This is a genomic window from Saccharomonospora saliphila YIM 90502 (assembly GCF_000383795.1).
GTDB classification, from domain to species: domain Bacteria; phylum Actinomycetota; class Actinomycetes; order Mycobacteriales; family Pseudonocardiaceae; genus Saccharomonospora; species Saccharomonospora saliphila.
In genome coordinates this window covers 99,443-112,076 of sequence record NZ_KB912640.1, presented here as the reverse complement: position 1 = coordinate 112,076, position 12,634 = coordinate 99,443, and the positions used below count along the sequence as shown (strand labels likewise).

At 69.4% G+C, this 12,634-nt stretch carries 10 protein-coding genes; 4 read left to right on the top strand and 6 right to left on the bottom strand.

Translation table 11 applies throughout. The features are described 5' to 3' along the window. Positions 1–108 precede the first annotated feature (108 nt). A complete protein-coding gene (locus tag SACSA_RS0105615; RefSeq protein WP_028661579.1) occupies positions 109–408 on the top strand; it encodes a YciI family protein in 300 nt (99 codons plus the stop codon). Between the two features lie 17 nt (positions 409–425). Here the strand turns inward: SACSA_RS0105615 and SACSA_RS21700 are convergent, their stop codons facing one another. After that, on the bottom strand, positions 426–1,169 hold the full coding sequence (locus SACSA_RS21700; RefSeq protein ID WP_019814189.1) for a hypothetical protein: 744 nt from the start codon (positions 1,167–1,169) through the stop codon (positions 426–428). Between the two features lie 135 nt (positions 1,170–1,304). On the opposite strand from SACSA_RS21700, the gene typA reads away from it, so the two are divergent. Both typA and SACSA_RS0105595 read left to right on the top strand, forming a co-directional pair. After that, entirely contained in the window at positions 1,305–3,218 is a 1,914-nt protein-coding gene (typA, locus tag SACSA_RS0105600) for a translational GTPase TypA (RefSeq protein ID WP_019814188.1), read from the top strand. A gap of 125 nt (positions 3,219–3,343) precedes the next feature. After that, on the top strand, positions 3,344–5,275 hold the full coding sequence (locus SACSA_RS0105595) for an ABC transporter family substrate-binding protein (protein ID WP_028661578.1): 1,932 nt from the start codon (positions 3,344–3,346) through the stop codon (positions 5,273–5,275). A gap of 128 nt (positions 5,276–5,403) precedes the next feature. On the opposite strand, the gene SACSA_RS0105590 is transcribed toward SACSA_RS0105595, so the two are convergent. From SACSA_RS0105590 to SACSA_RS0105570, 5 genes are all read right to left on the bottom strand, one after another. Further along, the gene (locus SACSA_RS0105590) at positions 5,404–6,456 is read right to left on the bottom strand and encodes an ABC transporter ATP-binding protein (protein WP_019814186.1); all 1,053 of its coding nucleotides are present in this window, start codon (positions 6,454–6,456) and stop codon (positions 5,404–5,406) included. After that, positions 6,453–7,535 (bottom strand): ABC transporter ATP-binding protein, encoded by a 1,083-nt coding sequence (locus tag SACSA_RS0105585; protein WP_028661577.1) that lies wholly within the window; start codon positions 7,533–7,535, stop codon positions 6,453–6,455. The genes SACSA_RS0105590 and SACSA_RS0105585 overlap by 4 nt, the downstream gene beginning before the upstream one ends. After that, positions 7,532–8,491, bottom strand: coding sequence for an ABC transporter permease (locus tag SACSA_RS0105580; RefSeq protein ID WP_019814184.1), 960 nt, complete (start codon positions 8,489–8,491; stop codon positions 7,532–7,534). The genes SACSA_RS0105585 and SACSA_RS0105580 overlap by 4 nt, the downstream gene beginning before the upstream one ends. Continuing rightward, positions 8,484–9,464, bottom strand: a complete 981-nt coding sequence (locus SACSA_RS0105575) for an ABC transporter permease (RefSeq protein WP_019814183.1) — start codon at positions 9,462–9,464, stop codon at positions 8,484–8,486. The genes SACSA_RS0105580 and SACSA_RS0105575 overlap by 8 nt, the downstream gene beginning before the upstream one ends. Before the next feature lie 167 nt (positions 9,465–9,631). After that, a complete protein-coding gene (locus SACSA_RS0105570) occupies positions 9,632–11,383 on the bottom strand; it encodes an ABC transporter family substrate-binding protein (protein ID WP_028661576.1) in 1,752 nt (583 codons plus the stop codon). 410 nt (positions 11,384–11,793) lie between these two features. On the opposite strand from SACSA_RS0105570, the gene mshB reads away from it, so the two are divergent. Further along, the gene (gene mshB / locus SACSA_RS0105565; RefSeq protein WP_019814181.1) at positions 11,794–12,606 is read left to right on the top strand and encodes an N-acetyl-1-D-myo-inositol-2-amino-2-deoxy-alpha-D-glucopyranoside deacetylase; all 813 of its coding nucleotides are present in this window, start codon (positions 11,794–11,796) and stop codon (positions 12,604–12,606) included. Positions 12,607–12,634 lie beyond the last annotated feature (28 nt).

Here is a 12,634-nt window from a genome sequence, read left to right as displayed (position 1 = left end):
CGTGACGGCGGGCCGCCGCGCCGGGACCGCGTCCGGGCCTGTCCCGTGTCGGCCCCGGGCACGGGCTCGCGCGCTGTGCCGACGGTGTGGCGGTCCTACGGTGGAACCATGTACGTCGTGCTGCTGAGCTACACCGCGCCCCAGAACGAGATCGACTACGTCCTTCCGGACCACTCCGACTGGATCACCCGGCAGTACGAGCACGGTCTGCTGCTGGCCTCGGGACGGCGGCCGGACCACGACGGCGAGGTGCTGATCGTCAAACCCATGCCGGTCGGCAGGCTGGAGGCCACGCTGGCCACCAACCCGCTGGTGCTCAACAAGTACGTCACCCACGAAGTGATCGAGTTTTCGGCGACGCGGACGTGTCCTGAGCTGCGCGAGGTCAACGAGGCCGCCGCCCGCTGACCGCGTGGGCCGTCGGCTCAGGCGGCCTCGGCCCTGGCCTGTTTCAGGGCCAGTACCGGACACTTCCGGCACCGCGGCTTCGAGTGGCAGCACTTCTTCTTGACCTTGCCGGCCTTGATCAGATGGCGGACCACGGCTCGCGGGTCGTCGGCCGGGGCGAGCGATCCGGCGTGCCCGCCCGCCTTGCCGGACTTGTCCTTCTTGGATTTGGCCTTCTCGGGCTCGGTCTTCCCGGGCTTGGCATTCTTGGGCTTGGCCTTCTTGGGCTTAGCGTTCTTGGACTTCGTCTTCTTGGGCTCGGATCTCTCGGGCTTGGTCTTGTCGGGCTTGGTCTTGTTGGAGGCTGCCTTCTCGGGTCCTGCCTCCATGGGCGTGGCCGTGGCCCGGCTCTCCGTGGGCCGGAATGCGGGCCGGGACGCGTCCGCCTGCTCGGCGGCTGTGGCCTTCTCGGACGCGGCCGTCGCCCCGTCCTTCTTCTTTTTCTTTTTCTTTTTCTTCTTCCAGTCCTTGTCCTTCCCCTTCGCCGAACCCGAGCCCTTGGCCTTCTCGGCCTTCTTGGCCTTCTTCGTCGGCGGCGCCGCCTCGCCGAGCCGTGGGTGCTCGTCGGCCCCGCCATCGGCTCCTGCCGTGCCGTCCGAGCCCGTGCCATCCGGGCCCGCGCCGTCCACCCCGACCGGGTGCGCGGACTCCTCCGGTGTGCCGCGCTCGTGCCGGGACTCGTCGGTCGCCTCCGGGGGCCTGGAGTCCAGTACCGTGCCCATGCGGTTAGGTTAGGCGAACCTTCGCTATTGGTGGTGTGTCAGGAACCACAGTCGCCGGAGGGCTATCCTGAACGGTGGCCAGGCGCGGTCGCCCCCGCTGGTCGTCCGACTTCTCCGTAACCAGGGAGCCTTCGCGTGCCCACAGCCGCTGCCCGCAAACTCCGCACCGATCTGCGCAACATCGCGATCGTGGCCCACGTCGACCACGGAAAGACGACGTTGGTCGACGCGATGCTGCGGCAGTCCGGCGCCTTCACCCAGCACAGCGAGCCGGTCGACCGCGTGATGGACTCCGGCGAGCTCGAGCGGGAGAAGGGCATCACGATCCTGGCGAAGAACACTGCCATCCGGAGGATGACCTCCGATGGCCCGGTCACCATCAACGTGATCGACACTCCCGGACACGCCGACTTCGGCGGCGAGGTCGAGCGTGGGCTGGCGATGGTGGACGGCGTCGTGCTGCTGGTGGACGCCAGCGAAGGGCCGCTGCCCCAGACCCGGTTCGTGCTGCGCAAGGCGCTTCAGGCGCGGCTTCCCGTGATCCTCGTGGTGAACAAGGTCGACCGCGCCGACGCCCGGATCGCCGAGGTGGTCGAGCACACCCACGATCTGCTGCTCGAACTGGCGGGCGACATCGACGGAATGGACGACGACGCGCTCGACGCCGTGCTGTCCATGCCCGTGGTCTACGCGGCCGCCCGCGACGGGAAGGCGTCGCTCACCCGTCCCGAGGACGGCGCCGTGCCCGACTCGGAGAACCTGGACCCGCTGTTCGACGTGCTGTTCGAGCGGGTCCCGCCGCCCACGGCCGACCCCGAGGCGCCGCTGCGCGCGCTGGTCACCAACCTCGACGCCTCCAGCTTCCTCGGCCGCATCGCGCTCGTGCGCATCCACTCCGGCCGCCTGCGCAAGGGCGAGACGGTGGCGTGGTTGCGCGAGGACGGCTCGGTGCAGTCGGTGCGTGTCTCGGAACTGCTGGTCACCGAAGCGCTCAGCCGCGTGCCTGCCCGTGAGGCCGCGGCCGGGGATCTGGTCGCCATCGCGGGCATCGCCGACATCACCATCGGCGACACGCTCGCCGACCCCGAACATCCGGACCCGCTGCCCCGGATCACCGTGGACGAACCCGCGATCTCCATGACATTCGGGGTGAACACCTCACCGCTCGCGGGCCGTGGCGGCGGCGACAAGCTGACCGCGCGGTTGCTCAAGGCGCGCCTCGACGCCGAGCTGATCGGCAACGTCAGCGTCCGTGTGCTGCCCACCGAGCGGCCCGACACCTGGGAGGTGCAGGGACGCGGCGAACTCGCGCTGGCCGTGCTCGTGGAGACCATGCGCCGCGAGGGTTTCGAGCTGACCGTGGGCAAACCACAGGTGGTCACGCGCACGATCGACGGCACGCTGCACGAGCCGTTCGAACGGCTCTACGTCGACGCGCCCGAGGAGCACCTCGGCGCCATCACCCAGCTCCTCGCCGCCCGCCGCGGGCGGATGGAGCAGATGGACGGGCACGGCACGGGCCGCGTCAAGCTGGAGTACGTGCTCCCCTCCCGTGGCCTGATCGGTTTCCGCACCGACTTCCTCACCGAGACCCGGGGCGCGGGCATCGCGAACAACATCTTCGAGGGGTACTTCCCGTGGGCGGGTGAGATCCGCACCCGCCACAGCGGTTCGCTCGTGGCCGACCGTTCCGGCCCGGTCACCACGTACGCGCTGTTGCAGCTCGCCGACCGGGGCACGTTCTTCGTCGAGCCCGGTTCCGAGGTCTACGAGGGGATGGTCGTGGGGGAGAACCCGCGCGCCGAGGACCTCGACGTCAACATCACCAAGGAGAAGAAGCTCACGAACATGCGCTCCTCCTCGGCCGACGAGCTGGAGCGCCTGGCCCGTCCCAAGGTGCTCAACCTGGAGGAGGCGCTGGAGTTCTGCTCGGTCGACGAGTGCGTCGAGGTGGCCCCGAAGGTGGTGCGCGTGCGCAAGAACGTGCTGGACGTGACCCAGCGTGCCAAGGAGCGCTCCCGGGCCAAGAGCCGGGACCGCAACGCCTGACGTGAAGATCACCCGGGGCCTGCGACACTGGAACCCCGGGAGGCGTTCGGCCCGTCTTCCGGACGGCGGTCGCCGGACGTACGGGGGACGGGTCGGCACACGACAGAAGCAGGAGGGGCCACGGCGTGCGAGCGAGGGGCGGGAGAAGGAGAGCCCGGTGGGTCGTGCTCGTGGCCGCGCTGGCAGCCGTGCTCACGGCCTGCTCCAACGCCCCGCCGCCCCCGGTCGTCAGTAGTCCCGTCGCGCAGACCTCGGCCCCGCCCGCCGACACGCCGTCGCAGATCATGGTGGGGCTCGACGAGGTGACCGGCGGGTACAACCCGCACGCCCTCGCCGACACGTCCACAGTGACCTCGGCGCTGTCGGAGCTGCTGCTGCCGTCGGTGTTCCGCCCCGACGAGAACGGCACGCCGACGCTGGACGAGAACCTGATGACCTCGGCGGAGGTGACGGGCACGGACCCGTTCACCGTCACCTACCGGATCCGGCCGGAGGCGTCGTGGTCCGACGGAGCCCCGATCGCGGTGGAGGACTTCGTCTACCTCGCCGAGGCCATGCGCACCCAGCCGGGTGTGGTCAACCCCGCGGGCTACCGGTTGATCTCGGACATCCGGCCCGGCGAAGGCGGCAAGCTGGTGGAGGTCACCTTCCGCGACGAGTATCCCGGATGGAAGACGCTGTTCTCCGACCTGCTGCCCGCGCACGTGCTCAAGGACGCGCCCGGCGGCTGGCAGGGCGCGCTCGCGGGCAGCTTCCCCGCCTATGGGGGACCGTTCGCGATCAAGACGATCGACGCGGCCCGCGGCGAGATCATCCTGGAGCGCAACGAGCGCTACTGGGAGAAGCCCGCCGCGGTCGACCGCATCGTGCTGCACCGTTCGGATGCCCAGGACATGGTCGCGTCCCTGCGTACCGGACACGACCAGTTCGTGCTCACCGACGCCGACGCCGACACCCGTGCGCTGCTCGCCGACCTCGGGGACGACGTCGCGCTGCACACCGTCGCGCGGGACCACCTCGCCGAGGTCCTGCTCCGCCCGGTGGGTCCCGAGCTCGCCGACGACGACGTGCGCGCCGCGATGGCGGCTTTCCTCGACCGCGGCGCCCTGATCGAGACCGGTACCGAGGGCGGCGCGTCGGCCGACCTGCGGGCGGGTGCTCAGGTGCTGCCGCCCTCGCACGACGACTATTCCGCCACCGTGCCGGGGGCCGGCCCGCCGCTCGAACCGGACCCCGAGCGGGCGCGGGCGCTGCTGGCCGAGGCCGGGTACGAACGCGAGGCGGGTAGCTGGGTGCGCGACGGCCGCACGCTGTCGGTCGTGGTCGCCGCCCCCGGGCAGAAGGAGCCCTACGCCAGTATCGCGCAGGAGCTGAGCAGACAGCTCATCGCGGAGGGCATCGAGGTGACCACGGTCAACCCGCCCGCGCGCGAACTCTTCTCCCAGACCCTGGCCGCCCCGGTGTCCACCGGCGACGACGGCAGGCCGCTGCCGACCGGTGGTCAGGTGGGCATCGACATCGCGGTGGTGCCGCGCGTGGTCAGCTCCGACCCCGCCTCCACGCTGGCCTCGTCGTTCGGCTGCGGTACCGGTGTCGACGGCGAGCCGGACACCGGTGCGGATTCCGAATCGGGTTCGGAGAACGGCGGCACCGGCTCCGGCGACGGTGCGGACGGCAAGGATTCCGGCTCGTCCGGTGAGGGGGCGGACGACGGGTCCGGGGGCAGCGACGGTGCCGGGAGCGAGGGCACCGACGGTGGCGACGAGACCGACGGGACCGCCGGGGAGGCCACGGAGCCCGTGGCTCCCGCCAACCCGGCCGGGTTCTGCGACGAGGATCTTCAGCCGGAGATCGAGTCGGCGCTGACCGGCGAGACACCTCTGCGGCAGAGCCTGTCGGAGATCGAACCGGCACTGTGGGACAGCCACGTGTCGATCCCGCTGTTCCAGTTCGCCGACACCCTGGCCGTCGGTTCCGGCGTGTCCGGGGTGACTCCGGGACCGCCGCTGACGAGCCCCTTCGCCTCGGCGGTCAACTGGACCCGAGCCCCCCGCTGACCCCGCACGCCCTGCCCCCGCCGCCGTCAAGGCCCCCTTTCCCGCGTTCAGCGCCGTCAAGGCCTCCTTCACTGCGTTGAGTGCAGTGAAGGAGGCCTTGACGGCATGTCAACGCGCGGGGAGGCGCGTCAGAGGAGTTGGGTTTCCTCCGCGTAGTGGCACGCCGACGGGTGGCCCTGGCCCCGGTCGGTCAGCTCGGGTTCCTGCTCGACACACAGCGTGCGCTGGGTTTCCGTGAGCTGGTTCGCGAACTTCGGGCAGCGCGTGCGGAACCGGCACCCGCTCGGCGGGTTGGCCGGGCTCGGGACGTCACCGCTGATGACGATCCGCTGGCGGGTGCGCTCCTTGTGCGGGTCGGGCACCGGGATGGCCGAGATCAACGCCTGCGTGTACGGGTGCGCCGGTGCCTGGAACAGCCGCTCCGCCGGTGCCGTCTCCACGATCTTGCCGAGGTACATCACCGCGATCCGGTCGGCGATGTGGCGCACCACGGACAGGTCGTGCGAGACGAACAGGTACGACAGTCCCAGTTCGGCCTGGAGATCCTGGAGCAGGTTGAGCACACCGGCCTGGATCGAGACGTCCAGCGCCGAGACCGGTTCGTCGAGCACGAGCACCCGCGGCTCCAGCGCCAGCGCGCGGGCGATGCCGATGCGCTGGCGCTGACCACCGGAGAACTCGTGCGGGAACCGGTTGCCGTGCTCGGGCCGCAGTCCCACCGTGCGCAGGAGTTCCCGCACGCGGTCGGGGCCGCCGTTCTCGTAGAGCCCGTGGATGCGCAGGGGCTCGGCGATGATCTCGTTGACCGGCAGCCTCGGGTCCAGAGAGGCGTAGGGGTCCTGGAACACGATCTGGAGGCTGCGCCGGAGGGCGCGCATCTCCTTGCCGGACAGCCGGTTGAGCGCCGTTCCGTTGAACAGCACCTCGCCGTTGGTGGCCTCCTGGAGATTGAGCACCACGCGCGCGGTGGTGGACTTGCCGCATCCGGACTCGCCGACCAACCCGAGTGTTTCGTTCGGGTAGATGTCGAACGAGACGTCGCAGACCGCGTGGACGTCACCGGCCTTGCGCCGGAGGAGACCGCCGCTGCCGACCGGGAAGTGCTTGACGAGGTTGCGGGCGGACAGGACGGGCCCGGTGCCCTGTTCCGTGGCCGCGCCCACGGTCGATGTCTCGGTCATGCGGATGCCTCGCCTTCGTTCGTGCCGGCAGGCAGGGGGTCTTCGGTGGTCGGTCGGAAGAGGTCCCCCGGGGCGAGTCCCTCCACCCGATGGGAGAAGTGGCAGGCCGCCAGATGTCCGTCGGAGGCACCGGCGTCCAGGTCGGGTTCGGTGGTGTCGCAGACGTCCTCGGCCATCGGGCACCGGGGGCTGAACGGACACCCGGGAGGCATGTTGACCACCGAGGGCGGCGAGCCGGAGATCGGGTTGAGCCGGTCGGCCTTGACGTCGAGCCGGGGCAGGCTGCCCAGCAGGCCCAGGGTGTAGGGCATGCGTGGGGTGTAGAACACCTCGTCGGCGGTGCCGGACTCGACCACCTTGCCCGCGTACATCACCAGCACCCGGTCGGCCTGCCCGGCGATCACGCCGAGGTCGTGGGTGATCAGCACCATCGCCGCGCCCGTCTCCTGCTGCGCGGTCTTGAGCGCCTCCAGGATCTGTGCCTGCACGGTGACGTCGAGCGCGGTGGTCGGCTCGTCGGCGATGATCACGTCCGGCCGGTTGGCCATCGCGATCGCGATCACCACCCGCTGCCGCATCCCGCCGGAGAGCTCGTGCGGATACGCCTTCGCCCGCTGCTCCGGGTTCGGGATGTGCACCAGTTCGAGCAGTTCCACGGCCTGCTTGTGTGCGGCGTCCTTGCTGATGTCGTGGTGGGCCAGGATCGTCTCCGCGATCTGGGCACCGACGGTATAGACCGGGTTGAGCGAGGTCATCGGGTCCTGGAAGACCATCGAGATGTTCTTGCCCCGCACGGTGGACAGCTTCTTGTCGTCGGCGCCGAGCAGTTCGGTGCCCTGGAACCGGACCGAGCCGGAGACGCGGGCGTTGCCCGCGAGCAGGCCCATGACGGCGAGCGAGGTCACCGACTTGCCGGAGCCGGACTCGCCGACGATGCCGAGCACCTCGCCCCGGCGCAGCTGGTAGTTCACGCCGCGGACGGCCTGGACCATCCCGTCGTCGGAGGGGAACTGCACGGTCAGATCCGCCACCTCGAGAACGGGATCGGCCGTCGTCGCAGTGGGGTCGGTAGTTGTCATGCGCGTACCTTCGTCTGCTGGGGGTCGAACGCGTCGCGGAGTCCGTCCCCGATGAAGTTGATCGTCAGGGCGATCACGATGATGAACAGGCCGGGGAAGTAGAACAGCCACGGCCGGGTGCTCACGGCGGTCTGGTTGTTGCTCACCAGCAACCCGAGCGAGGTGTCCGGCGGTTGGACCCCGAAGCCGAGGAAGGACAGCGCCGTCTCGATCAGGATCGCGATGGCCACCAGGATCGTGGCGTTGACGATCACCGAGCCGAGGGCGTTGGGCACCAGGTGCTTGAAGATGATGCGGGTGTCACTGGCGCCGAGTGCCTTGGAGGCCTCGATGAACTCCTTCTCCCGCAGTGAGAGCACGACGCCGCGCGCGACGCGCGAGACGTAGGCCCAGTACAGCCCGGCGATGACCAGCGCGATGAGCCACCAGGAACCGCCCGCCGAAGCGCCCAGCACGGCGGCCACGGCCAGCAGCGGCAGGGTCAGCACCAGGTCGGCGATGCGCATCAGAATCGTGTCCAGCCAGCCCCGGTAGTAGCCCGCCACCGCGCCCCAGATGGTGCCGACCAGCGTGGAGAACACGGCGACGAGCACGGCGACGCCCATCGAGACCTGCGTGCCGCGCAGGACCTGCGCGAACGCGTCGTGACCCACCGCGTCGGTGCCGAACGGGTGCTCCCACGACGGCGGCTGCGACTCGCTGTCGGTGATGTCGGCGACGTCGTACTTCCACAGCAGGTCCCCGACGAAGGCGAGCAGCAGCACGCACGCCAGCACGATGAGGCTGCCCACGGCGAGCCGGTGCTGGAGGAACCGCTTGAGCACCATCTGCGCCTGGCTGCGTTGGGCGACGGTGAACTCGCGTTCGGTGGACCCGCCCCCGCCCGACCCGGCGCCGGTCGCGGGACCGGTGGTCGTCGAGGTGGTCTCGGCGTCGCTACGGGTTGTGTCAGGCATAGCGAATCCTCGGGTCGAGCACGCCGTAGAGCAGGTCGGCGATGAGGTTGAACAGGATGATGAACGTGGCCGAGATGAGCAGCCACGCCTGCACGGCGTAGACGTCGTCGCGCTTGATGGCGTCGAGCAGGAAGCTGCCCGCGCCGCGCCATTGGTAGACGGTCTCGGTGACCACGGCGCCGGACAGGATCGTGCCGAGGTCGAGCGCGGTCACCGTGGTGAGCGGAATCAGGGCCGTGCGCAGGGCGTGCTTGCGCATCACCGTCCCCTTGCGCAATCCCTTGGCGCGGGCGAGCCGCACGTAGTCGCTGCCCAGCACCTCCAGCATCGAAGCACGCTGGAACCGGCTCCACGCGGCGAACGACAGCAGCGCGAGTGAGATCGTCGGCAGGACCATGTGCCCGAGGATGTCGAGGAGCTTGTCCCACGAGCCGCCCGCGATGTGGATCGAGCTGTCGCCGATGGTGTAGAGCACCTGGTCGCCGACCGCGTTGTTGAAGCTGATCCCGGCTTCCTTCAGCAGAATCGCGAACCAGAACGAGGGCATCGCCAGGAACAGGAAGCCGAAGAAGGTCGCGGTGTAGTCGACCTTGCTGTACTGCTTCACCGCGCTGACCACGCCCACGACGATCGCCAGCACCAGTGCGAGGGCCATCGCGAGGAAGATGAGGCGGAAGGTGACGCCGAAGCGGGCGATCACCTCACTGCCGATGTCCATGGTCGACTGCACCGACGGGCCGAAGTCGCCCTGGAACAGTCCGAGTATCCAGTCCCAGTAGCGCTCCAGCACCGGCTGGTCGAGGTTGAGCCGCTCGCGCTCCATCTCGATCACGTGAGCCGGCGGCGGTGGGTTCCGCGCCTGCAGATCCGAGATCGGGTTGGCGGTCAGTGCCACCATCATGAAGACGACGAACGTCGAGGCGATGAGGATCGGCACCGATATCAGCAATCGGCGCACTGCGTAGGCGAGCATAGGAGGTTTTCCCTGCTGTGTGCGGGTCTCGTGCGGCGTCGCCGCTCGTGGCGGGAACCACCGTCGGTGCAGCGTACGCCCGTGACAGGCGATCAATGGACCGGGGCTACCGCCGGAGTGGCCTCCGGCGGTAGCCCCGGGTGTTCAACGATCCGACGCCCGCGGCGTCACTCGGCCCGCAGGCCCCATTCCTTCGCGTTGTAGGTGGGGCTGTCGAGCGTCGAGTTGCCGCGCAGGTTCGCGACATTGTCGTAGGCCGCCAGGAACGTCGGCTTCTGGTACAGCGGCAGCACGTAGGCGTCCTCGGCCATGATGCGGTTGGCCTCGTTCAGCTTCTCGTTCGCGGCCTGCACGTCGGTCTCCGCGGCGGCCTCGGAGAGCAGCCGGTCGACGTCGGCGTTCTCGTAGCCGCCGTAGTTGCTGTCCGACTCGGAGTGCCACAGCTGCAGGGCGCTGCCGTACGGGAAGGGGTTGCCGACCCAGGCGAACACCATGATGTCGTAGTCACCCTCGGTCAGCGTGCCGCCGAGGTCGTCGGTCGGCTCGACGTTGACGGTGACGCCCAGCTCCCGCGCGGCGTTGGCGAACAGTTCGGACTGATCCTTGCGGATCTGGTTGCCGACCGTGTAGCGGATCCGCATCGGGGCGACGTTCTCGCCCTCCGGCGTCTTGAGCTGGCCGCCCTCAAGGGTGTAGCCCGCGTCGGTGAGGATCTTCTTGGCCGCCTCGACGTCACCGGTGCCGTGGCCGTGCTCGGTGACGACGTCGGTGTAGCCCTCCTGCTGCGGCACGAACATGTGGCTGTTCAGCGGTTCCACGCCGTCGGTGAACTGGCCGACGGTCTTGTCGATCAGGCCCTGCCGGTCGATCGCGGTGAAGAGCGCGTCCCGCAGCGGCTCCTCGGCGAGGAACTCGTTGCGCAAGTTGAAGTCGAAGTGCTCCCAGGTCAGGCCCTGGCCGATGTGGGAGGACACGTTGGGGATGTTGCGGATCTGGTTGACGAGGTCCACCTGCGGCTGCGGGTAGATCACGTCGACCTCGCCGTTCTGCAGCGCGGTGGGCTCCTGGGTCGCGTCGGTGATGACGCGGAAGACGAGCCGGTCGAGCTTCGGCTGCTGGCCCCAGAAGTTCTCGTTGGGCTCGAGGGTGAGCGCCTCGTTGTTCTGCCAGTCGGCGATCTTGTAGGCCGAGCCGGAGTAGTCGGGCACGTTCTGTCCGAACCACTCGAACGCCTTCGCCAGGCCCTCCGGCGTGTCCAGGTCCCCCTGCTCCGCGGCGATGTGCGCCGGGTAGAGCGGGTTGTCGGAGGACCACATGGACTTCCAGTCCGTGTACGGCTCGGCGAAGGTCACCGTGACCGTCTTGCCGTCGTCCGAACCTTCCACCGACTCGACCCGGTCGTAGCCGCCGGTCGAGGCGGGCGCGCAGTCCGGGCAGTCCTCGCCGTTGAGCACCTTCCAGTTGTAGATGAAGTCATCGGCGCTGATCGGCGTGCCGTCGTCCCACTGGGCGTCCGGGTTGATCTTGTACTCGATGACCTGCGGGTCCTCGCTGGTCATCTCGGCCGACTCGAGCACGTCCTCGTTCAGGGCGGGGGTGAAGTCGGGCTTGGTGTAGAACGTGTACGGCAACACGGTCTTGATCGCCATCGCCGTGTCGAGAACGTTGCCCTCCGAGGAGGTGATGTTCCAGTTCTCGACGTTCTTCTCCATGGCGAAGGTGATGTCGCCGCCGTCCTGCATCTCCTCGGGGGAGGCGGAGTTGCAGGTGTTGGGGTTGGCGTCGCAGTCGGCGAAGGACTGTCCGGTCGTTCCCTCGCCGTCGCCGTCGCCGCCGCCACCACCGCACGAGGCCAGTACGAGGGAGGCCCCGGCGACGAGCGCGGCGTAACGCGCCACGCGTGACTTGCTTCTCAACATTGGTACTCCTTGCTGGACGCCATCAGGGGGTCAGAGGCGGTTTTTCCTTCGCGGTGAGCCGTCGGGTGTTACCACGCGCTAACCGTTAGCCCTGCACGCTAAGCACCACTACGGCCTGTGAGCCGCTCCGGACAGCGATCGTGATGCAACGGTGATGCCCCACGGTTACGCCGTTCGTGTGTGAAGTGGAGCATAACTTCGAGCCGAGAGTGAGCGTCGGACGGTCTCGCACCACTACCCCTCACCGTGACGTGTCCCTACTCATCACTTCCGGGGAGAATAACGGAGGCGTCCCGTGATGTGGACACGACGAAAGAACTGAATCCAACCGGTGACCCGGCGGTGGCCGTTCGGTCGCGCTCCGGCGCCGTCGTTACGCTGATGGCGTGACCGCTGCCGCAGGCCGCCGGGTGCTGTTCGTTCACGCGCACCCCGACGACGAGAGCATCACCACGGGCGGAAGCATCGCGCGCTACGCCGCCGAGGGCGCCCACGTGACCGTGGTGACCTGCACGCTCGGCGAGGAGGGCGAGATCATCCCCGCCGAGCTCGCCGAACTCGGCTCCTGGGCGGGGGACCAGCTCGGGGGATACCGGGCCGGGGAACTGGCCGCGGCCGGTCGTGCGCTGGGCTGGACCGAGCACCGCTACCTGGGCGGCATCGGGCGCTGGCGCGACTCCGGCATGGCGGGCACACCCTCGGCCGAGCATCCACGGGCGTTCGCCCGTGGCGACGCCGACGACCAGACAGGGCAGTTGCTCGCGATCCTGGACGAACTGCGCCCCGAGGTGCTGGTCACCTATGACGCCCACGGCGGATACGGGCATCCGGACCACATCCGCGCCCACGAGATCACCACGGCGGCGTTCCGCCGCGCCGGGCACGTCTCCCGGCTCTTCCACACCGTCACCTCGCGCGCGGCCACCATGCGGGGGCTCGCGGCCCTGCGGCGTGATCCCCCACCGCGGTTGCGGGTGCCCGCCGACGACGAGCTGCCCACCACCCCGGACGACGGGATCACCACCCGCGTCGACGTCACCGCGCACCGGGAGGCCAAGTTCGCCGCGCTGCGGGCCCACGCCACCCAGGTCAGCGTGGTCGGCGAGTGCTTCGCGCTGTCCAACGAGATCGCCCAGCCGGTGCCTGACACGGAGTACTACGTGCTCGCCGACGGGCCCCGCGCGGACGCCGACACCGACCTGTTCGGGGGCCTGCGGCCGTGAGCGCACCCGCGCCCGCGCGGGCACCGCG